A 21,314-nucleotide genomic window follows, 5' to 3' on the forward strand; every position below is an offset into this window, starting at 1 on the left:
AGTGGGCAGGCTCCAGGGTTCTGTTTGAAAAGTCGACGAGTGACAAAAGGTGCAACACCCGCCCCCGCGGGCAATGAAATTCGACAAGACGTCACAAGGGCTATCAACCAGTGCTTAGAGCCTAGTCGACAACCTGGGAGGAGGAAGGGTTCAGAAGTTAAAAACCGACATCGTGACGAGATTCTGCGCTTAACGCGGTTCGATATGGGCAATCATCAACTGCACCGTTTCCTGGCCGCGGAATTCGTTGAGGTCGAGCTTGTAGGCCAATTCGACCCAACGCACGGTTGGGTTTGGCCAGATATCGCGGTCAATGCCGAAGGCAATGCCATCGAGCTTCACCGAGCCGCATTCGCTCTTGAGGACTACCTTCAGGTGCCGTTCGCCGACCACGCGCTGTTCGACCAGCTGGAACACGCCGTGGAACATCGGTTCCGGGAAATGCTGGCCCCAGGGTCCGGCATGGCGCAACGCCCGGGCCAGCTCCAGGTGAAATTCCTCCACCGCCAACGTGCCGTCCGACAACAGCCGCCCGGTCAGGTCCTCTTCGCGCATCTGCCGACGCACTTCCGCGTCGAACGCTTCGGCGAACAAGGGAAAGTTAGCTTCCGGCAACGTCAGCCCCGCCGCCATGGCGTGACCTCCGTATTTGCTGATCAGGGTCGGATGCTGCGCCGCCACTACGCTCAACGCGTCACGAATATGAAACCCCGCTACCGAGCGACCCGAGCCCTTGAGCAGGCCGTCGCCAGCATCGGCAAAGGCAATGGTCGGCCGGAAATAGCGCTCTTTCATACGCGAGGCGAGGATCCCGATCACGCCTTGGTGCCACTGCGGATCGAACAGGCACAAGCCGAATGGCATCGACTCCACCGGCAGGTCCTTGAGCTGGGCCAAGGCCTCGCGCTGCATGCCTTGCTCGATGGATTTGCGGTCCTGGTTCATGCCGTCCAGTTGCGCGGCCATCTCCCGCGCCAGGGCCACGTCATCGGTGAGCAGGCATTCGATGCCCAGGCTCATGTCATCCAGGCGCCCTGCCGCGTTCAGGCGCGGGCCGAGGATGAACCCGAGGTCGGTGGACGTGATACGCGAATGATCGCGCTTGGCCACTTCCAGAATTGCCTTGATACCGGGACGGGCCCGTCCCGCGCGAATCCGTTCCAGCCCCTGGTGCACCAGGATCCGGTTATTGGCGTCCAGCGGGACCACGTCGGCGACGCTGCCCAGGGCCACCAGATCGAGCAGCTCGCCGATGTTCGGCTGGGGTTTGCTGGCGTACCAGCCCAGGCTGCGCAGACGCGCCCGCAGCGCCATCAGCACGTAAAAAATCACCCCGACACCCGCCAGCGCCTTGCTCGGGAAATCACAGCCCGGCTGGTTCGGATTGACGATGGCATCGGCCGCCGGCAATTCGAGGCCCGGCAAGTGGTGGTCGGTGACCAGCACCTTGAGCCCCGCCGCTTTCGCCGCCGCCACGCCTTCCACGCTGGAAATGCCGTTATCCACGGTAATCAGCAACTGTGGCTCGCGGGTCAGCGCGACTTCGACGATTTCCGGCGTCAGTCCGTAGCCGTATTCGAAACGGTTAGGCACCAGATAGTCGACATGGGCCGCACCCAGCAAGCGCAGGCCCAGCATGCCCACGGTGCTCGCCGTCGCGCCGTCGGCATCGAAGTCACCGACGATCAGGATCCGCTGACGCTGCTCCAGCGCGACCACCAGCAGGTCCACCGCCGCGTCGATGCCCTTGAGCTGCTGATAAGGAATCAAGCGCGCCAGGCTCTTGTCCAGTTCAGCCTCGGACTGCACGCCGCGCGCCGCATACAGGCGGGTCAACAGCGGCGGCAGGTCACCGAGAAATGGCAGGGTGTCGGGCAGTTGGCGGGGTTCTATGCGCATGGGGGGACGGACATTTCTCTGAAAAATTTAATTGTGCAGCTCATTAAGTGCCGGGGCGGCAGCTCAACCACGCTCGCCCAGCAGCCATTGCAACTGGACTTCATGCTGGCCACGATCATCAGTCACGAAAATAGTACCCTCGCTGATCATCACGTCCCACTTGATCACACGCGGCATGTCCTGGGCCAGGATTTCCAGCACGTCCTGGGGCACGGCGGCGATGTTGACGTTTTTCAGATTCTTCACCGCTGGAATCACCTTGCCTTCCCATACCCGCAGGCTGCCATAGGCCAACAGGCTGGTGCGCTCGGTGCGGCGCGAGCACCAGGTCAGGCGATCGGCATCGGGCTGGCCGACTTCGATCCAATGCAGCACACGGTCGTCCAGACTTTTTTCCCACAGAGCAGGTTCATCGACGTCTGACAGACCACGGCCGAATGCCAGCAGCTCGTTGTACCAGAAGGCATAGGCCAACAGGCGCACGGTCATGCGCTCCTCGGTTTCCGACGGATGACGGGCAATGGTCTGCTTCACATTCTCATACACATTGCGGTCGAGGTCGGTGAGGTTCAGTTCAAACTTGTAGGTCGTGGACGGCTGGGCCATGAACGGGCTTCTTGATACGAGGAAAGGCGGCAAGTCTAACCGATGACGCGGGCAATCCACGAATTGCCGACCATCAACCTGCGGCGACTGACAGCGGCCTATGATAAAACGCTCTACTCGTTTCGCTTTTGTCCTACAGGATCTGTCATGTCGCTAACTGCCAAACCCCTTGCGGGCGTCAAAGTCATCGAACTCGGCACCTTGATCGCCGGGCCTTTTGCCTCGCGCATCTGCGGTGAATTCGGTGCCGAGGTGATCAAGGTCGAATCCCCCGACGGCGGCGATCCGCTGCGCAAGTGGCGCAAGTTGTATGAAGGCACTTCCTTGTGGTGGTTCGTCCAGGCCCGCAACAAGAAATCCCTGACCCTGAACCTGAAACACCCGCAAGGCCTGGCGATCCTGAAACAGCTGATTGGCGAAGCCGACATCCTGATCGAGAATTTTCGCCCCGGCGTGCTGGAAAAGCTCGGCCTGGGCTGGGATGTCCTCCACGCGCTGAACCCGAAGCTGGTCATGGTGCGGCTTTCAGGCTTTGGCCAGACCGGGCCGATGAAGGACCAGCCCGGGTTTGGTGCGGTGGGCGAATCCATGGGCGGCCTGCGCTACATCACCGGGTTTGAAGATCGGCCGCCCGTGCGCACTGGCATCTCCATCGGCGACTCCATCGCCGCCCTCTGGGGCGTGATTGGCGCACTCATGGCCTTGCGTCACCGCGAGGTCAACGGCGGAACCGGGCAAGTAGTGGATGTGGCCTTGTACGAAGCGATCTTCGCCATGATGGAAAGCATGGTGCCGGAGTTCGACGTGTTCGGCTTCATCCGCGAGCGCACCGGCAACATCATGCCTGGTATCACTCCGTCGTCGATCCACACCAGCGCCGACGGCAAGCATGTGCAAATTGGCGCCAACGGCGACGCGATCTTCAAGCGCTTCATGCAGATCATCGGCCGTGACGACTTGGCCAGTGACCCGCAGTTGGCAAGCAACGACGGCCGCGACAGCCGGCGCGACGAGCTGTATGGCGTCATCGATCGCTGGGTCAACTCGCTGCCACTCGATGCCGTCATAGAGCAGTTGAACCAGGCCGGCGTACCCGCCAGTCGGATCTTCAGCGCCGAAGATATGTTCAGCGACCCACAGTTCCTCGCCCGTGAAATGTTCCTACAGGCCAAGCTGCCGGACGGCAAGGCGTTCAAGATGCCGGGCATCGTCCCGAAACTTTCTGACACACCAGGGACTTCCGAATGGGTCGGGCCGGCGCTGGGGGAACACACCGCACAGGTACTCGGCGAGCTTGGCTACGATCCACAGCAGATCGCCAAGCTGCGCACCGACGGGGCTATTTGATGCCCACCATAAGATCTGCGTCGCATATCCACTGTGGGAGCGAGCCTGCTCGCGATTGCGGTGCGTCAGGCAACATCAACTCGACTGTCCCGACGCTATCGCGAGCAGGCTCGCTCCCACAAAAACTCAACGCCGCTCAGTAGTTTGAGCGCGAGGTAATCCTGAACGCCGGACAAAAAGAAACCCCGAGAAGTGGGGAGACAACTCGGGGTTAAACGTGACCACTTTTCAGGTCAGTACAACAAGCGACAAGCACCGGAGCACAATGCTTGCTCTTGTTGGTAAAAGGTCTGACTCACTAAGGCGTAGGAAGGTTCCCAGCAAACCGCAGTCAATTCGCCGCGGTCATGACCTTGTCGCCCGCCAGGTTGCGCAGCGCCGCAATTACACAGGGTTCCAGACGACCCTCGGCAATCAGCACATCGCGATGCAGGCCATCGACTACGTCCGTCAATTGTCGCTTGTCGCTCAATTGGGCCTGATTGAATACGCGCTCGACCACGATGGCCCCAGCGGCATTCCTGAGCGTCACCAGACATTGGCCCTTAGCAACGGAGGGGGTCAGCGTGACCTGATACGGGCTCAAAGCCTCACCCAGCAATAGGCTGATACTTTCCATTCGCTCACCCTTCAATAGTCTGAAAAAACAACTGCATGTACACAGTAAGTGACCGTGGGCCGCAGCAGAAAGTTCGTCAGCGCACCGAACCGATACACATCGAACCCGTACAACCGAGCATGCGCGTGCAATATGACAGGCAAACAACCGCCTTCGCAGGATGCAGTTTCGTAGCGAATGCCTGCGTCAGGCCAGGAATCGGTCGGAACGACGCCAGCGGCGCCCGACATCGGCCCAGCCTCCCAACAGGCCGCGCAACTGCCCGTCGGCCCCGTAGAAGGGCACCGACCAGTGATAGATTTCCCGTAATCCACTGCTGAACATCAATTGCCGATCGGCGAATCGGGACTGGCCGGTTCGCAGTTGTTCCATCACCTCCCCATGCAACAGCTCGGCGGTGGCCGGGGGAAACCCCGCGCAATCGGTCAGCCGCGTACCGCGCAGTTTTTCAAAGCGGGTCGCAAACTGTTCCTCGTAGCTTTTGTTGCACATGATCAGGCGCCCTTCCAGGTCACGAATGAATATCGGATCGGGAATGGCATCCATCAGCGCCCTCTGAAGCATCAGTTGGTCCTTGAGGACGGTCTCGGCCTTGAGGCGCTGATCGACCTGGGCTTGCAGGCGCCGGTTCCACAAGAGTGACAATAACCCGAACAATACGACCACGGTCACGCACCAGTAGCCCCATTGGGACATCCGCTGCCAAAGCGAAGGCGGCTGGGTCGGGACGATACCCGACATCCACTTGGCGCGCAGCGTACGCATCTCCTCGGCAGGGAATGCCTCGAGTGCTTTATTCAAGATACTGAGCAAGGGTGTCAGGTCTTGGCGCACAGCCAGATAGTCCGGTTCCCACTTGCCCTCAAGGCTCGTTCCTACTTGCAGTTGTCCCGCCGGATGCAGGTGCACGCCCGTCTCATTTTCAATGGTGGCGTGGGCCTCACGGCTTTCTACCAGCGCCCGCGCTTCCCCATAGGTCTTGACCGTGCGCAGTTCGATGGCCGGGTAGTCGCGCCTGATTTCCGCCTCCAGCGCATGCCGCACCGGCAATGCCAGGACCTTGCCTTCCAATTGCTCCAGCGAATGGAGGGCCGACTCCCCATCACGACCGACAAATACCCAGCCGGACCCGCCAAAGGCATGGCTGAAATGGAGAAAGTTCCGGCGTTCATCGTTCATCGCCAGCAGGGTCGTCATATCGGCCTCGCCATTCTCCAGCATCGTCAGCAACTGGTCGGGGGAGAACGACTCCCGATGCACGAACGCAAGACCGGTCATCTGCCCGATGCGCTGAAGAATGTCATGGTTCAGCCCGTCCCACTGCCCGGTTTCATTCTTGAACAGGTACAACGGAAACTGCATCGACGCCACGATCACATGTGGGTTCTCTTTGATCCACTTCACTTCCCCGGCATCCAGCGCCAGCGGTTCGCCAGATTCCAATGGCGGCGATTCCAGGGCCACCAATGGAGCTGCACCTCCTCCCTGCGCCCAGTGCATCAGGACCAGGAACATCACCCAGCCCAGCGCTGGTTTGCATTTGATAAAAAGCAACATCTGCACTTCCTTCGAGATGACTCGCCCGTGCCTCCAAGGGCGAAAACCCGATCAGTTTGGCATGCAGAAACAAGAAAGCCCGTCAGGAGACGGGCTTCAAAATGTGACAGGTTTCAGCGCTCAGAGCGGCTTGCCGCGGTTGCCATGCTGACTGACAAAGGCCTGCACGGCTTTCAGGTCGTTGGGCAACACGGTGCAACGCTCATCTCGCTCAAACAAATCAGAAAGATGTGCTGGTAGTTCAAGCGCTTTTCCTACGCCCGCTTGCTCCACTGCTTCCGGAAACTTGACCGGATGAGCCGTGCCCAGGATCACCATCGGGATGTCCAGGCTGCGACGGCATTCACGAGCGGCCCTGACGCCGATGGCCGTGTGCGGATCGAGCAGTTCACCGCTTTGCTCGAAGACCTCGGCGATGGTTTCGCACGTCTGCGCATCATCCACCGCCAGGGAGTCGAACAGCTTGCGCGCTTCGGTCCAGCGCTCAGGCTCGACGCTGAAACCACCGCCTTGCTTGAAGCTGTCCATCAGGCCGGCAATCGCCGCACCGTTGCGACCGTGCAGGTCGAACAGCAGGCGCTCGAAGTTCGACGACACCATGATGTCCATCGACGGCGACAGCGTGGCGTGCAGCGTTTCCTTGACGTACTGGTTGCCGCTCATGAAGCGGTGCAGGATGTCGTTGCGGTTGGTGGCGACGATCAATTGGTTGATCGGCAGCCCCATGTTGCGCGCCAGGTAACCGGCGAAGATATCGCCGAAGTTGCCGGTAGGCACCGAGAACGACACGGAACGGGCCGGGCCGCCCAGCTGCAGGGCCGCATGGAAGTAATAGACAATCTGGGCCATGATCCGCGCCCAGTTGATCGAGTTCACTGCCACCAGCCGCGTGCCCTTGAGGAAGCCCTGGTCAGCGAAACTGGCCTTGACCATTTCCTGGCAGTCATCGAAGTTGCCTTCGATGGCGATGTTATGGATGTTCTCGCCGAAAATCGTCGTCATCTGCCGACGCTGCACTTCCGAAACGCGGTTGTGCGGGTGCAGGATGAAAATGTCGACGTTCTCGCAGTGCTTGCAGCCTTCGATGGCGGCCGAACCGGTGTCGCCAGATGTTGCACCGACGATCACCACACGCTCGCCGCGCTTTTGCAGCACGTAGTCCAACAAGCGACCCAGCAATTGCAGGGCAAAGTCCTTGAACGCCAGGGTCGGGCCGTGGAACAGCTCCATCACCCATTCGTTACCGTTGAGCTGGCGCAGCGGTGCGATGGCGTCGTGGGAAAAGACACCATAGGTCTCTTCCAGAATCTTTTTGAAATCGGCGTCCGGGATGCTGCCGGTGACGAACGGGCGCATGACCCGGAACGCCAGCTCGTGGTACGGCAGGCCGGCCCAGGAGGCGATTTCTTCCTGAGTGAAGCGCGGCAGGTTTTCCGGCACATAAAGACCGCCGTCCGTGGCCAGGCCGGCCAGGAGGACATCTTCGAAATTCAGGGCCGGTGCCTGGCCGCGGGTGCTGATATAGCGCATAGGGGCAAACCTTCGGTTTGAGCTGCGAGCTGTAAGCTACAAGCTGCAAGTAAAAGCGAGGTGGCTTCTGACTTGTGGCTCGTAGCTTGTAGCTTGTAGCTGCGTTAGTTCAAATGTTCGACGCGGATCCGGACCACTGGGCCAACAACGCCCTGCAGGGCCTCCAGCGCTGTGATCGCGTCATTGATGCGCTGCTCGACCACACGGTGGGTCAGCAGGATCATCGGTACCAGGCCGTCGTGTTCCTCGACTTCCTTTTGCATGATCGACTCGATGTTGATGCCGCGTTCCGAGAGAATACTCGCCACCTGGGCCAGTACGCCGGGATGGTCCTTGGCCTGGATGCGCAGGTAGTAGGAGCTTTCGCACGCTTCGATCGGAAGAATCGGGTGAGCCGACAACGAGTCCGGCTGGAAGGCCAGGTGCGGCACACGATTTTCCGGGTCCGAGGTCATGGCGCGAACCACGTCCACCAGGTCGGCAATCACCGAAGAGGCCGTCGGTTCCATGCCTGCACCGGCGCCGTAGAACAGCGTCGAGCCGGAGGCATCACCGTTGACCATCACCGCGTTCATCACGCCGTTGACGTTGGCGATCAGGCGGTCGGCCGGGATCAATGTCGGGTGCACGCGCAATTCGATGCCACTGGCGGTGCTGCGCGCCACGCCCAGGTGCTTGATGCGGTAGCCCAGGGCTTCGGCGTAGTTCACGTCGGCGGTGGTCAGTTTGGTGATGCCTTCGGTGTAGGCCTTGTCGAACTGCAACGGAATGCCGAACGCAATGGACGCCAGGATCGTCAGCTTGTGTGCCGCGTCGATGCCTTCCACGTCGAACGTCGGATCAGCCTCTGCGTAGCCCAGGGCCTGGGCTTCGGCAAGAACGTCTTCGAAGGTGCGACCCTTCTCGCGCATCTCGGTGAGGATGAAGTTGCCGGTGCCGTTGATGATCCCGGCCACCCAGTTGATGCGGTTGGCCGACAGGCCTTCGCGGATCGCCTTGATCACCGGGATGCCACCGGCCACGGCGGCTTCGAAAGCCACGATCACGCCCTTCTCGCGGGCCTTGGCGAAAATCTCATTACCGTGAACAGCGATAAGCGCCTTGTTCGCGGTGACCACATGCTTGCCATTCTCGATGGCCTTGAGTACCAGCTCGCGGGCGACGGTGTAGCCGCCGACCAGCTCTATGACGATGTCGATCTCAGGGTTCGTGGCCACTTCGAATACATCGTTGGTAATCGCAATACCGGTCGTTTGGAACTGAGGCTTTGGCGTGCGCATGGCAATTTGTGCCACTTCGATCCCACGCCCGGCACGACGAGCAATTTCCTCGCCGTTACGCTGAAGTACGTTGAAGGTGCCGCCACCGACGGTACCTAACCCACAGATGCCTACTTTGACCGGATTCACTCTTGACTCCCCATGAAACGGCCGACGCAAGGTCGGCCGTGAAATACAGCCGCGCAGCTACGCGACTTTGTGTTTAACGGCCCGACGAAGGTTTCGCCGAGCCGTGATCTTCAAAAGCGGATCGCCCATGATCATTTCGCGCCAAGGGCCAGTTTGGCGACTTGTGGCGCCGGCTGATAGCCCGGTATCACCTGACCGTCAGCCAATACGATGGCCGGCGTACCGTTCACACCAATCGACTGGCCGAGGGCGAACTGCTTGGAAACCGGGTTCTCGCATTTGGCGGCCTTGATTTCCTTGCCGTCAACCATCTTGTCCATGGCCGCTTTCTTGTCCTTGGAGCACCAGACCGCCTGCAATTGCTCGTCACCCGGCGAGCCAAGGCCCTGGCGCGGGAACGCAACATAACGCACTTCGATGCCGCGCTTGTTCAGCTCCGGCACTTCGGCGTGCAGCTTGTGGCAATACGGGCAGGTGGTGTCGGTGAACACGGTGATGTGGGACTTGGTTTCGCCCACTGCCGGATAGACCACGGTTTCAGCGACTGGAATGCCGTTGATCAACTTGGAAATGCCCTGGCGCTCGGTCATTTCGGTGAGGTTGACCGGCTTGCCGTCCTTGAGCTCGAACAGGTTGCCCTGGACGATGTACTGGCCGTCGGCGCTGGCGTAAAGCACGCGGCTGCCCTTGAGCTTGACCTCATACAGGCCGGCCATGGGGCTGGCCGAGATGGTTTCGATGGGCACTTCGAGCTGAAGGTTTTCCAGGCTCTTGCGGATAGCCTTGTCCGCCGCGTCGTCGGCGATGGCAAAAGTACTGGCCAACGCGATGGCGGCGGCGGTGAACATCTGGATCAAACGCATGGGAACTCCTGAGGCGAACAAATGGGACGGGGAAACGCCGACCCGCAGAATCGGGTTCCAGCCGCCCACTGTGCAAACCGGCAAAGCCTACCACATAAGGTCCGCGTGGCCGAATGTCGCTGACGCAAGACAGCACCCAATGCACGAGGCCCAGGAACTTGGTGGCGAGGGAGCTTGCTCCCGCTGGGGCGCGTAGCGGCCCTGGAGCCTGACACCACGAACCTCCAGAAAAACGGGGGTGTTCCATGAGCGACTGCTGCGCAGTCGAGCGGGAGCAAGCTCCCTCGCCACAAAAAGCGATGCACCGCCTAGCCACGCGGATGATGCTTGGCGTGCAAGTCCTGCAACCGCGCCCGGGCGACATGGGTGTAGATCTGGGTGGTGGACAGGTCGCTGTGGCCGAGCAACATCTGCACCACCCGCAGGTCGGCGCCGTGGTTGAGCAGGTGTGTGGCGAAGGCATGGCGCAGGGTGTGGGGCGAAAGGGACTTGTTGATGCCGGCGACCTTGGCCTGGTGCTTGATGCGATGCCAGAAGGTCTGGCGGGTCATCTGCTCGCCGCGCAGGCTGGGGAACAATACATCGCTGGGGCGCCCACCCAGCAGTTCGTGGCGGGCGTCGCGCATATAACGTTCGACCCAGACGATCGCCTCTTCCCCCATCGGCACCAGGCGCTCCTTGCTGCCCTTGCCCATCACCCGCAGCACGCCCTGGCGCAGGTTGACCTGCTCCAGCGTCAGGCTGATCAACTCGGTGACACGCAGGCCGCAGGCATACAAAACCTCCAACATGGCCCGGTCGCGCTGGCCGATGGCTTCGCTGAGGTCCGGCGCCGCCAGCAACGCCTCGACATCGGCTTCCGACAGGGATTTGGGCAGCGGGCGCCCCAGTTGCGGCATTTCCACCCGCAGGGTCGGATCCACGGCGATGAGTTTTTCCCGCAGCAAATAACGGTAAAACCCACGCAAGCCGGAGAGAAATCGCGCAGTCGAGCGAGGCTTGTAGTTCTGCTCCAGGCGCCACGCCAGGTGATCGAGAATCAACTCACGCCCGGCATTGACCAGTTCCAGGTTTTTTTCCTGCAACCAGCCATTGAACAGCGCCAGATCGCTGCGATAGGCACCGCGGGTGTTATCGGACAGGCCTTTTTCCAACCACAGGGCGTCGAGGAACTGGTCTATCAGGGGATGATCGATGGCTGGCATAAAAACTCACGAAGGATGCCGGTGCACACGGCATCGAAAACGGACAGCGAAAGCAGGCAGGGTGCGCAAAGACCAAATCGCAGGCAACAAAAAAGCAGCCCGCAGGCTGCTTTTTTTTGCATCGGAAGCTGGACTTAAGCCAGTTTTTCCTTGATGCGAGCTGCTTTACCGGACAGGTCACGCAGGTAGTACAGCTTGGCTTTACGCACGTCACCGCGACGTTTCACTGCCATGCTGTCGATTTGCGGGCTGTAGGTCTGGAAAGTACGCTCTACGCCAACACCGTTGGAGATTTTACGAACAGTGAATGCACTGTTTACGCCGCGGTTACGCTTGGCGATAACAACGCCTTCGAACGCTTGCAGACGCGAACGGTCGCCTTCCTTCACTTTCACCTGAACGACAATGGTGTCGCCCGGGGCAAAGGTAGGGATTTCTTTGGTCATCTGCTCTGCTTCGAGTGCAAGGATGATTTTGTTAGTCATGCTGTGCTCCTAAGGCAAGTCGTCGGACTTACCATCGATACGTTGTTAACTATCGTCCCGCTCGCGGATGTATTCCTCGAGCAGCTTCTTCTCTTCTCCAGAAAGCGAGCGGCTTTCCAGAAGATCGGCGCGTCGTTCATAGGTCCGACCAAGGGACTGCTGTAAACGCCAACGCCGGATGTGCGCGTGATTGCCACTTAGCAACACGTCGGGAACACGCTGATCCGCATACACCTCCGGTCGGGTGTAGTGCGGGCAATCCAGCAGACCATCCGTAAAGGAATCTTCCTCGGCGGAATCTGCATGCCCTAAAGCTCCAGGCAGCAGTCGTGTAACCGCATCGATCAGGACCATCGCCGGCAGCTCGCCGCCAGACAGTACATAGTCGCCAATCGACCACTCTTCATCGACATGAGCTTCAATGAAACGCTCGTCAATGCCTTCATAACGGCCGGCAATCAGGATCAATGCATCCGAATTCGCCAGCTCGCGTACCGCCGACTGAGTCAGTTGGCGGCCTTGGGGCGACAGGTAGATCACCTTCGCACCCTCCCCGGCTGCAGTCCTGGCCTGAACCAGCGCATCTTCCAGGGGCTTGATCTTCATCACCATGCCCGGACCACCGCCAAACGGGCGATCGTCCACAGTGTGATGTCGATCCGTGGTGTAGTCCCGCGGATTCCAACAGGTGAGCTGCAACAGCTCCTGTTTCACCGCGCGGCTGGTTATGCCGTACTCGCTGATGGCGGAAAACATCTCAGGAAACAATGTGATGACTTCAACGCGCAAATTAGCCACGTTTAGAAATCCGCATCCCATTCCACCTTCATCTCGCCAGCCTCGAGGTCGACGGCCAACACGCATTGCTCGGTATAGGGCAACAGGCGTTCGCGATCATCCAGGCTGCCGATGCAAGGCTTGACCACCATGACATCGTTCGAACCGGTCTCGAGCAGGTGATCGATTTTCCCGAGCAATTGCCCGAGGTGGTCGATGACCTTCAGACCTACAAGCTCGTACCAGTAGTACTCGCCGTCGGTCAGTTCAGGGAACAGGTTGCGTGGCACGCAGATCTCGTAACCGGCCAGAAGACGCGCTTCTTCACGATCATCGAGGTCCTTGAGCTTTGCGACCAGGAACTTGTCGTTCCCACGTCCGCTGACCAGCTCAACCTGTTTCACGCTGCCTTCGCGCTTGAGCGTCCAGGTTTTGTAGTCCAACAGGTTTTTGATCGGATCAGTAAAGGAATACACCTTCACTTCGCCGCGAACGCCATGAACAGAATAAATCTTGCCAACAACGATCAAATCATCAGCATCTTTTGGCGTCGCGTTCATATTGCTCAGGCCGCAGCCTTAGCCGATTCCTTCAACAACTGAGCAACGCGCTCAGAAGGTTGTGCACCAACGCTCAGCCAGTAGGCTACGCGCTCTTGGTTCACGGACAGACGGATTTCCTGACCACGGGCAACAGGGTTGAAGAAACCAACCTGTTCCTTGTGGGAACCGTCACGCGGATTGCGGCTGTCGGTTACGGTCAGGTGGTAAAACGGGCGCTTTTTGGAGCCGCCAAGGGCAAGACGGATTGTTAGCATGTGAACATCGTTCCTGTAGTCGGTGCTGCAAATCTAAATGCACAGCGGGCATAGGTGCCCGAAAGGCCGCATATTCTAAGGAATATCCGGACTTTTGCAAATGTCTTTTTCCGGCGCCTGGCGCCATGCAATCAAGATTTGCCATAGAGCCGTCATGAAAACGGCAGGTCAGCTCCCGTGCAGCACGGGTTTGCTGGAGATCCCCGCATCCGTGCGGGGCAACGCCGGCATGACAGCCGGCGCAGATTCTTTACATTTTCGGCATGCCGCCGCCGGGCAACATGCCGCCCATGCCGCGCATCATCTTGGCCATCCCGCCCTTGGCGGAGAATTTCTTCATCATCTTCTGCATCTGCTTGTGCTGCTTGATCAAGCGACCGATGTCCTGCACCTGGGTGCCCGACCCCATGGCGATACGGCGCTTGCGCGAACCACTGATCAAATCAGGGTCGCGGCGCTCGGCCGGGGTCATGGAGTTGATGATGGCTTCCATCTGCTTGAACTGCTTTTCAGCCGCGCCCTGGGCGTTGCCCATCTGCGCCAGGTTCACGCCGCCGATGTTCGGCAGTTTGTCCATGAGGCCGCCGAGGCCGCCCATGTTCTTCATTTGTTGCAACTGGTCGCGGAAATCCTCGAGATCGAAGCCCTTGCCCTTCTTCAGCTTCTTGGCCAGTTTGTCGGCCTTGTCCTTGTCGAGGGTCTGTTCGGCCTGCTCGATCAGGCTGAGCACGTCGCCCATGCCCAGGATACGCGAGGCGATACGCTCGGGGTGGAACGGCTCGAGCGCTTCGCTCTTCTCGCCCATACCGATGAACTTGATCGGCTTGCCGGTGATGGCGCGGACCGACAGTGCGGCACCGCCACGGGCATCGCCGTCGACCTTGGTCAGGATCACGCCGGTCAGCGGCAGGGCATCACCGAAGGCCTTGGCGGTGTTGGCCGCGTCCTGGCCGGTCATGGCGTCGACCACGAACAGGGTTTCCACCGGATTGATCGCGGCATGCAGCGCCTTGATCTCGCCCATCATCTCTTCATCGATGTGCAGGCGACCGGCGGTATCGACAATGACCACGTCGATGAACTTGAGCTTCGCTTCCTTAATAGCCGCCTGGGCGATGTCCACCGGCTTCTGGCTCAGGTCGGACGGGAAGAACGTCACGCCGATGTCGTTGGCCAGGGTTTCCAGCTGCTTGATCGCCGCCGGGCGGTAGATGTCCGCAGACACCACCATCACCGACTTCTTCTTGCGCTCCTTGAGCAAGCGCGCCAGCTTACCGACGGTGGTGGTCTTGCCCGCACCTTGCAGGCCGGCCATCAACACCACGGCAGGTGGCACGGCGCTCAGGTTGAGGTCTTCGTTGGCGGCGCCCATCAGGCTTTCGAGCTCGGCCTGGACGATTTTCACGAACGCCTGGCCCGGCGTCAGGCTGCGCGACACTTCAGTGCCGACGGCGCGTTCCTTGACCGAATTGACGAAGTCCTTGACCACCGGCAGGGCGACGTCGGCTTCGAGCAACGCCATGCGCACTTCGCGCAGGGTGTCTTTGATGTTGTCCTCGGTCAGTTTCGCCTTGCCGGTAACATGGCGCAGCGTCTGCGAGAGACGGTCGGTTAGGTTTTCAAACATGCGCGATCCTTTCAGGCCCAGATAAGACCGGGATAATGGCGGCCCAGACCGTGAAAAATGTGCTCGGCGAGCCTGCGGCGTGGGCAGGTCGCGGATTATAGCGAAGAAGCGTGCTACGTACACCTTGCAGTGGTCTTTCGTGCTGAGGCGGTTCTATGCCAAACTCAGCGCCTTTCGGGCCTGCCTAACAGGATTTATGCTCCCCTTGTCACCCAGCTTGCTTGCCACCATCGCCGCCGCTTGTCTCTACGCCGCTGCGACCCTCTATCAGGGCACCCGCCTGGCCACCGGCGCCAAGGCGAACAAACGCCTGCTGGTCACGCTTGGCGTGCTGGCCGTGCTTGGCCACGCGGCCAGCCTTTATACACACTTGATGACACCGATCGGCCTGGGCCTGGATTTTTTCAACGCCGCCAGCCTGATCGCGGTGGCCGTGATCGCCCTGACGCTGCTGGCCTGCTCGCGCATTCCGGTGGAAAACCTGCTGGTACTGCTCTTCCCGCTCGGGCTGGCGACGGTGCTGCTCGCGCAGTTCGCGCCCTCGGGCACGGTGCAGATCATCGACGAGGAGCCGGGCATCCTCGCCCATATCCTGCTGTCGATCCTGGCCTACGGCCTGTTCACCATCGCGGTATTCCAGGCGTTGCTGCTGCTGGTGCAGGACCACCAACTCAAGAACAAGCACCCGTCGGGGCTGATTCGCAATTTCCCGCCGTTGCAAACCATGGAAAGCCTGCTGTTCGGCTTCCTCTGGGCCGGCTGGACCCTGTTGTCGCTGTCGTTGATCTCTGGCTGGCTGTTCGTCGAAAACCTGTTCGCCCAGCACCTTGTGCATAAAACCCTGCTGGCCTGCCTGGCATGGGTGGTGTTCAGCGTGCTGCTGTGGGGCCGCAACCGTCTCGGCTGGCGTGGCCACAAGGCAATTCGCTGGACCCTGGCCGGCTTCTGCCTGCTGATGCTTGCGTATTTCGGCAGCAAGCTCGTCCGCGAATACATTCTGCATGTGTGACGGACGGCTTTGATGGCTACGTTGCCCGTGGCACCGCTGTTCGCCGTGTTGGTGGTCCTGGTCCTCTGGTCAGCCCTGTTCACTGCCATCGAAGCCGCCCGGCAACACCTGCTGGCCCATCGAACGGCCTCACGCGCCAGTGACAAGCCGCTGGCAACACTGAGCTTTCCGCCGGCCAGCCTGATCCTGTGCAATACCCTGTGTCGCGCCCTGGCCGTGGTGATCGGCACATTATTGGCGATTTTTACCTGGCTGGAGAACGGCCCGTGGATCGCCTGGCTCGGCACCAGCGCAGCCCTGCTGGTGTTCGCCGACTACCTGCCGCGCACCCTCGCTACCCGCCAGCCCGACGCGGTGCTGGCACTGGGCAATACCTTGCTTGGGATACCGCTGAAAATTCTTTACCCGCTTGCCTGGCTACTCAATGGCATCAGCCAGCTATTGCTGCGTCCATTTGCCCGCAAGGCCAGCGTGGTGCAACAGAGCGATGACGAAATGCCCGCACCGCCGCGCGGCGAGCATGAATACGAGCACAACAGCAGTCGCCTGCATCCGATTTCCGGCATTCACGCCCTGGACAACATCACCGTCAATGACATCCTCGTGCCCCGCAGCGAGGTGGACGGGATCAACCTCGACGACCCCATTGGCGACATCATCGAACAGCTGCGCCTGAACCGCCGCACCCGCCTGCCGGTGTTCCACAGCGACATCAACCAGGTCGAAGCGGTACTCAACACCCGCCAGATCCGTCATTTGCTCGCCGACGCGAGCCTGACCAAGGAAGCCTTGCTGGCCGCCTCCCACGAACCTTATTTCGTGCCCGAAAGCACACCACTGCAGCTGCAATTACTGAACTTCCACAAACAGCAGCGGCGCCTGGGCATGGTGGTGGACGAATACGGCGAAGTGCTGGGTATCGTCACCCTGGAAGACATTCTCGAAGAAATCGTCGGCGAGTTCGAAAGCGAGCACAGCCTGGACAACCCCCACGTCCATCCCCAGCCTGACGGCCGCCTGATGATCGATGGCGCGGCGTCGATCCGCGAACTGAACCGGACCCTGGGCTGGCACCTGCCCTGCGACGGACCCAAGACCCTCAACGGGCTGGTGACCGAAGCGCTGGAAACCATCCCGGAAAGCCCGGTATGCCTGAAAATCGGTCGCTATCGCCTGGAAATCATCGAGACCGTGGACAACCGTGTCAGCCAAGTGCTGGCGTGGCATAACAGTTCGGTGCCCACCGTTCTCTAAGCTCCCTCTCCACCGGGTTTTGTGCAAGCGTCGATATTGTGCAACAGCTCACTTGTCGAATCGTTAGCCCCCTTCCTATACTCAAGCCGCTTATCCAGCCCCGCCCGAACCCTGTGCTTACCCCGCACTCAGCCGGTTCCGGCCAGACCACCGGCAAAATCCGCCTCAGGCCTGCGACTGTTCCTACCTGAAACAGCGACAGGACACCGACCCACATCCCTGGGTGTTCGACCATAATAATTCGCTCCAACGGAGCACATTGACTGTCAGGGATAACCGCATGACAACCACCACCTACAACGACGCTGTGCCTGCCCAGCCGACCAACTCCGCCACCCGCGTGGCGACCGCGAGTTTCATCGGCACCGCCATCGAGTTCTACGACTTCTACGTCTATGCCACGGCTGCCGCCCTGGTGATCGGGCCGGTGTTCTTTCCCCAAACCTCGGGAACGGCGCAGATGCTGTCGTCCTTTCTGACGTTCGGCATCGCTTTTCTCGCTCGCCCGCTGGGTTCTGCGTTGTTCGGTCATTTCGGTGACCGGATCGGGCGCAAATCCACGTTGGTAGCATCCCTGTTACTGATGGGCGTGTGCACCACCCTCATCGGCGTGCTGCCGGGCTACGCCAGTATTGGCGCCTGGGCGCCGATCCTCTTGTGCCTGCTGCGTTTCGGCCAAGGCCTGGGGCTCGGTGGAGAATGGGGCGGAGCGGCGCTGCTCGCCACCGAGAACGCGCCCAAAGGCAAGCGCGCCTGGTTCGGCATGTTCCCGCAACTGGGTCCTTCCATCGGTTTCTTGGCGGCCAACGGGCTGTTCCTGACCCTGGCCATGACCCTGGACGACGAGCAATTTCGCTCATGGGGCTGGCGGATTCCGTTCCTGCTGAGCGCCGTGCTGGTGATTGTCGGCCTTTATGTAAGGCTCAAGCTCCACGAAACGCCGGTGTTCGCCAACGCCATGGCCCGTCAGGAGCGGGTGAAGGTGCCGTTGGTCGAGCTGTTCAGCCAGTACTGGGCACCGACCTTGCTGGGCGCAGCGGCGATGGTGGTGTGTTACGCGCTGTTCTACATTTCGACAGTGTTTTCCCTGAGCTACGGGGTGTCCACCCTCGGCTACAGCCGCGAGACGTTTTTGGCCCTGCTGTGCTTTGCCGTGTTGTTCATGGCCGCCGCCACACCCCTGTCAGCCTGGGCGAGCGACCGCTTCGGACGTAAACCGGTGCTGATCACCGGAGGCGTGCTGGCGATTGCCTCCGGTTTCGCCATGGAGCCTCTACTGACACAGGGTTCGACCACCAGTGTGGCGCTGTTCCTGTGCATCGAGCTGTTCCTGATGGGCGTGACCTTCGCCCCCATGGGCGCCTTGCTACCAGAGCTGTTTCCAACCCATGTACGTTATACCGGTGCTTCGGCAGCCTATAACCTGGGCGGTATCGTCGGTGCCTCGGCCGCGCCGTTCTTCGCCCAGAAGCTGGTGGCCATGGGCGGCTTGGGCTACGTCGGCGGCTACGTATCGGCAGCCGCGCTGCTCAGCGTCATTGCGGTACTCTGCCTGAAAGAAACACGCCACAACGACCTGAACAGGGTCGCCTGAACATTGATCGGGCCTGGCGACAGGCCCGATCAAACCTGTCGGGCGCCTGAACGCCGATCCATGAAACACCAGCTAACAACGCCCCCCATTGAAACCACCCCCCACCTGCCCCATCTAAGACCCATACTCCATTGCGCAGGTGCCCCATGAGCGACCAGCACTCTACTGAAGCCACGAACGATTACGCTGACTCCGAACACATCGAACACACCTCCTCCGGCACCGGCCTGGCCCTGCCCGGCCAGAACCTGCCGGACAAGGTCTACATCATCCCCATCCACAACCGCCCGTTCTTCCCGGCCCAAGTGCTGCCGGTTATCGTCAATGAAGAACCGTGGGCCGAAACCCTGGAACTGGTGGCCAAGTCCGAACACCATTCCCTGGCGCTGTTTTTCATGGACACGCCCCAGGAAGACCCGCGTCATTTCGATACCTCGGCGCTGCCGCTGTACGGCACGCTGGTCAAGGTCCATCACGCCAGCCGCGAAGGCGGCAAGCTGCAATTCGTCGCCCAGGGCCTGACCCGCGTGCGGATCCGCACCTGGCTCAAGCACCATCGCCCTCCGTACCTGGTGGAAGTCGAATACCCGCACCAGCCGAGCGAACCGACCGATGAGGTCAAGGCCTACGGCATGGCGTTGATCAATGCGATCAAGGAACTGCTGCCACTCAATCCGCTGTACAGCGAAGAGCTGAAGAACTACCTCAACCGCTTCAGCCCCAACGATCCATCGCCGCTGACCGATTTTGCCGCTGCACTCACTTCTGCCACCGGCAGCGAGTTGCAGGAAGTGCTCGACTGCGTCCCGATGCTCAAGCGCATGGAAAAAGTCCTGCCGATGCTGCGTAAGGAAGTCGAAGTCGCGCGCCTGCAAAAAGAGATTTCTGCCGAGGTCAACAACAAGATTGGCGAACATCAGCGCCAATTCTTCCTCAAGGAGCAACTCAAGGTCATCCAGCAGGAACTGGGGCTGACCAAGGACGACCGCAGCGCCGATCTCGAACAGTTCGAGCAGCGCCTGGAAGGCAAGGTGCTGTCGTCCCAGGCGCAGAAACGCATCGAAGAGGAAATGAACAAGCTGTCGATCCTGGAAACCGGCTCGCCGGAATACGCCGTCACCCGCAATTATCTGGATTGGGCGACCTCGGTGCCGTGGGGCGTGTATGGCCAGGACAAACTTGACCTCAAGCATGCGCGCAAGGTGCTCGATCAACACCACGCCGGGTTGGACGACATCAAGGACCGTATCCTCGAATTCCTTGCCGTCGGCGCCTATAAAGGCGAGATCAGCGGCTCCATCGTGCTGCTGGTGGGGCCGCCGGGCGTGGGCAAGACCAGCGTCGGCAAGTCCATCGCCGAATCCCTGGGGCGGCCGTTCTACCGATTCAGCGTCGGCGGCATGCGCGACGAAGCCGAGATCAAGGGCCACCGGCGCACCTACATCGGCGCGCAGCCGGGCAAGTTGGTGCAGGCGCTCAAGGATGTCGAGGTCATGAACCCGGTGATCATGCTCGACGAGATCGACAAGATGGGCCAGAGCTACCAGGGCGACCCGGCTTCGGCACTGCTGGAGACCCTCGACCCGGAACAGAACGTCGAGTTTCTCGATCATTACCTGGACCTGCGCCTGGATCTGTCGAAAGTGCTCTTCGTCTGCACCGCCAACACCCTGGACTCTATTCCCGGCCCATTGCTGGACCGGATGGAAGTGATTCGCCTGTCGGGCTATATCACCGAAGAAAAAGTCGCCATCGCCAAGCGTCACTTATGGCCCAAGCAACTGGCCAAGGCCGGCGTGTCCAAAGGCAGCCTGACCATCAACGACAGCGCCCTCAAGGCACTGATCGACGGTTACGCCCGTGAGGCCGGCGTGCGACAACTGGAGAAACAGCTCGGCAAACTGGTGCGCAAGGCGGTGATGAAGCTGATCGACGAGCCGAAAGCGGTGATCAAGCTTGGCCCCAAGGACCTCGAGGCTTCCCTGGGCAAACCGGTGTTCCGCAACGAGCAAGTGCTGTCCGGCGTCGGGGTGATTACCGGCCTGGCCTGGACCAGCATGGGTGGCGCGACCTTGCCGATCGAAGCGACACGCATCCACACCCTCAACCGCGGCTTCAAGCTGACCGGCCAACTGGGCGAAGTGATGAAGGAGTCGGCGGAGATCGCCCACAGCTACGTCAGCTCGCACCTGAAGCAGTTTGGCGGCGACCCGAAGTTCTTTGACGAGGCGTTCGTTCACCTTCACGTACCGGAAGGCGCCACGCCCAAGGACGGCCCGAGCGCCGGGGTCACCATGGCCAGCGCCTTGCTGTCCCTTGCGCGCAACCAGCCGCCGAAAAAAGGCGTGGCCATGACCGGCGAACTGACCCTTACCGGGCATGTCCTGCCAATTGGTGGGGTGCGGGAGAAAGTCATCGCGGCGCGGCGGCAGAAGATCAACGAACTGATCCTGCCGGAAGCCAACCGGGGCAACTTCGAAGAACTGCCGGACTACCTCAAGGAAGGCGTGACGGTGCATTTTGCCAAGCGCTTTGCGGATGTGGCCAAGGTGTTGTTCTGATCATCCCGTAGCGTCTGGACGGGCCTCATCGCGAGCAGGCTCGCTCCCACAGTGGATTGGTGTCGTTCCACAGAATGTATGATCCACACCAACCCCGTGGGAGCGAGCCTGCTTGCGATGGCGTTCTTAGCATCAACGCCTGCCCATCTGACACA

Annotated in this window: 18 protein-coding genes; 5 read left to right on the forward strand and 13 right to left on the reverse strand. The window is 60.5% G+C overall.

Annotated elements, in window-relative coordinates:
* Positions 1–189: 189 nt before the first annotated feature.
* Positions 190–1,899, reverse strand: a complete 1,710-nt coding sequence (recJ, locus tag AD663_RS21840) for a single-stranded-DNA-specific exonuclease RecJ (protein WP_003185050.1) — start codon at positions 1,897–1,899, stop codon at positions 190–192.
* 63 nt (positions 1,900–1,962) lie between these two features.
* Positions 1,963–2,505 carry a YaeQ family protein gene (locus AD663_RS21845; RefSeq protein ID WP_003185052.1) on the reverse strand — a complete coding sequence of 181 codons (543 nt, stop codon included), beginning with the start codon at positions 2,503–2,505 and terminating at the stop codon, positions 1,963–1,965.
* A 147-nt stretch (positions 2,506–2,652) separates the two neighbouring features.
* Between AD663_RS21845 and AD663_RS21850 the strand changes: the two genes are divergently transcribed.
* Entirely contained in the window at positions 2,653–3,852 is a 1,200-nt protein-coding gene (locus AD663_RS21850; protein ID WP_003185054.1) for a CaiB/BaiF CoA-transferase family protein, read from the forward strand.
* A gap of 331 nt (positions 3,853–4,183) precedes the next feature.
* On the opposite strand, the gene AD663_RS21855 is transcribed toward AD663_RS21850, so the two are convergent.
* From AD663_RS21855 to ffh, 11 genes are all read right to left on the reverse strand, one after another.
* Positions 4,184–4,471 carry a DUF3509 domain-containing protein gene (locus tag AD663_RS21855; RefSeq protein WP_033046253.1) on the reverse strand — a complete coding sequence of 96 codons (288 nt, stop codon included), beginning with the start codon at positions 4,469–4,471 and terminating at the stop codon, positions 4,184–4,186.
* A gap of 186 nt (positions 4,472–4,657) precedes the next feature.
* A complete protein-coding gene (locus tag AD663_RS21860; RefSeq protein ID WP_003185058.1) occupies positions 4,658–6,028 on the reverse strand; it encodes a transporter substrate-binding domain-containing protein in 1,371 nt (456 codons plus the stop codon).
* 120 nt (positions 6,029–6,148) lie between these two features.
* Positions 6,149–7,558, reverse strand: a complete 1,410-nt coding sequence (gene thrC / locus AD663_RS21865) for a threonine synthase (RefSeq protein WP_003185059.1) — start codon at positions 7,556–7,558, stop codon at positions 6,149–6,151.
* 104 nt (positions 7,559–7,662) lie between these two features.
* Positions 7,663–8,967, reverse strand: coding sequence for a homoserine dehydrogenase (locus AD663_RS21870; protein WP_003185061.1), 1,305 nt, complete (start codon positions 8,965–8,967; stop codon positions 7,663–7,665).
* Positions 8,968–9,098: 131 nt separating this feature from the next.
* Positions 9,099–9,830 (reverse strand): bifunctional protein-disulfide isomerase/oxidoreductase DsbC, encoded by a 732-nt coding sequence (gene dsbC, locus AD663_RS21875; protein WP_003185063.1) that lies wholly within the window; start codon positions 9,828–9,830, stop codon positions 9,099–9,101.
* A 308-nt stretch (positions 9,831–10,138) separates the two neighbouring features.
* Positions 10,139–11,035: a site-specific tyrosine recombinase XerD gene (gene xerD / locus AD663_RS21885; RefSeq protein ID WP_003185064.1), complete on the reverse strand. Its 897-nt coding sequence runs from the start codon at positions 11,033–11,035 to the stop codon at positions 10,139–10,141.
* A gap of 134 nt (positions 11,036–11,169) precedes the next feature.
* Entirely contained in the window at positions 11,170–11,520 is a 351-nt protein-coding gene (gene rplS, locus AD663_RS21890; protein ID WP_003175895.1) for a 50S ribosomal protein L19, read from the reverse strand.
* A 45-nt stretch (positions 11,521–11,565) separates the two neighbouring features.
* Positions 11,566–12,339 (reverse strand): tRNA (guanosine(37)-N1)-methyltransferase TrmD, encoded by a 774-nt coding sequence (gene trmD / locus AD663_RS21895; protein ID WP_170845966.1) that lies wholly within the window; start codon positions 12,337–12,339, stop codon positions 11,566–11,568.
* Positions 12,321–12,857 carry a ribosome maturation factor RimM gene (gene rimM, locus AD663_RS21900; protein WP_003185069.1) on the reverse strand — a complete coding sequence of 179 codons (537 nt, stop codon included), beginning with the start codon at positions 12,855–12,857 and terminating at the stop codon, positions 12,321–12,323. Before rimM ends, trmD begins: the two co-directional genes overlap by 19 nt.
* 5 nt (positions 12,858–12,862) lie before the next feature.
* Entirely contained in the window at positions 12,863–13,114 is a 252-nt protein-coding gene (gene rpsP, locus AD663_RS21905; RefSeq protein ID WP_003185073.1) for a 30S ribosomal protein S16, read from the reverse strand.
* 250 nt (positions 13,115–13,364) lie between these two features.
* The gene (gene ffh / locus AD663_RS21910; protein WP_003185075.1) at positions 13,365–14,741 is read right to left on the reverse strand and encodes a signal recognition particle protein; all 1,377 of its coding nucleotides are present in this window, start codon (positions 14,739–14,741) and stop codon (positions 13,365–13,367) included.
* A gap of 196 nt (positions 14,742–14,937) precedes the next feature.
* Between ffh and AD663_RS21915 the strand changes: the two genes are divergently transcribed.
* From AD663_RS21915 to lon, 4 genes are all read left to right on the forward strand, one after another.
* Positions 14,938–15,750, forward strand: a complete 813-nt coding sequence (locus AD663_RS21915; RefSeq protein ID WP_003185078.1) for an inner membrane protein YpjD — start codon at positions 14,938–14,940, stop codon at positions 15,748–15,750.
* Between the two features lie 12 nt (positions 15,751–15,762).
* The gene (locus tag AD663_RS21920) at positions 15,763–17,004 is read left to right on the forward strand and encodes a transporter associated domain-containing protein (protein ID WP_003185079.1); all 1,242 of its coding nucleotides are present in this window, start codon (positions 15,763–15,765) and stop codon (positions 17,002–17,004) included.
* 280 nt (positions 17,005–17,284) lie between these two features.
* Positions 17,285–18,598, forward strand: coding sequence for an MFS transporter (locus AD663_RS21925; RefSeq protein ID WP_003185081.1), 1,314 nt, complete (start codon positions 17,285–17,287; stop codon positions 18,596–18,598).
* Positions 18,599–18,744: 146 nt separating this feature from the next.
* Entirely contained in the window at positions 18,745–21,159 is a 2,415-nt protein-coding gene (gene lon / locus AD663_RS21930) for an endopeptidase La (RefSeq protein WP_053214524.1), read from the forward strand.
* Positions 21,160–21,314: the final 155 nt, after the last annotated feature.

This window comes from Pseudomonas sp. Q12-87, assembly GCF_001269755.1.
In the GTDB taxonomy this organism is placed as follows: Bacteria; Pseudomonadota; Gammaproteobacteria; order Pseudomonadales; family Pseudomonadaceae; genus Aquipseudomonas; species Aquipseudomonas fluorescens_S.

Coding starts and splice junctions, on each gene's coding strand:
- recJ (WP_003185050.1), bottom strand. CDS start 1,899: ATGCGCATAGAACCCCGCCAACTGCCCGACACCCTGCCATTTCTCGGT.
- AD663_RS21845 (WP_003185052.1), bottom strand. CDS start 2,505: ATGGCCCAGCCGTCCACGACCTACAAGTTTGAACTGAACCTCACCGAC.
- AD663_RS21850 (WP_003185054.1), top strand. CDS start 2,653: ATGTCGCTAACTGCCAAACCCCTTGCGGGCGTCAAAGTCATCGAACTC.
- AD663_RS21855 (WP_033046253.1), bottom strand. CDS start 4,471: ATGGAAAGTATCAGCCTATTGCTGGGTGAGGCTTTGAGCCCGTATCAG.
- AD663_RS21860 (WP_003185058.1), bottom strand. CDS start 6,028: ATGTTGCTTTTTATCAAATGCAAACCAGCGCTGGGCTGGGTGATGTTC.
- thrC (WP_003185059.1), bottom strand. CDS start 7,558: ATGCGCTATATCAGCACCCGCGGCCAGGCACCGGCCCTGAATTTCGAA.
- dsbC (WP_003185063.1), bottom strand. CDS start 9,830: ATGCGTTTGATCCAGATGTTCACCGCCGCCGCCATCGCGTTGGCCAGT.
- xerD (WP_003185064.1), bottom strand. CDS start 11,035: ATGCCAGCCATCGATCATCCCCTGATAGACCAGTTCCTCGACGCCCTG.
- rplS (WP_003175895.1), bottom strand. CDS start 11,520: ATGACTAACAAAATCATCCTTGCACTCGAAGCAGAGCAGATGACCAAA.
- trmD (WP_170845966.1), bottom strand. CDS start 12,339: ATGGGATGCGGATTTCTAAACGTGGCTAATTTGCGCGTTGAAGTCATC.
- rimM (WP_003185069.1), bottom strand. CDS start 12,857: ATGAACGCGACGCCAAAAGATGCTGATGATTTGATCGTTGTTGGCAAG.
- rpsP (WP_003185073.1), bottom strand. CDS start 13,114: ATGCTAACAATCCGTCTTGCCCTTGGCGGCTCCAAAAAGCGCCCGTTT.
- ffh (WP_003185075.1), bottom strand. CDS start 14,741: ATGTTTGAAAACCTAACCGACCGTCTCTCGCAGACGCTGCGCCATGTT.
- AD663_RS21915 (WP_003185078.1), top strand. CDS start 14,938: ATGCTCCCCTTGTCACCCAGCTTGCTTGCCACCATCGCCGCCGCTTGT.
- AD663_RS21920 (WP_003185079.1), top strand. CDS start 15,763: ATGGCTACGTTGCCCGTGGCACCGCTGTTCGCCGTGTTGGTGGTCCTG.
- AD663_RS21925 (WP_003185081.1), top strand. CDS start 17,285: ATGACAACCACCACCTACAACGACGCTGTGCCTGCCCAGCCGACCAAC.
- lon (WP_053214524.1), top strand. CDS start 18,745: ATGAGCGACCAGCACTCTACTGAAGCCACGAACGATTACGCTGACTCC.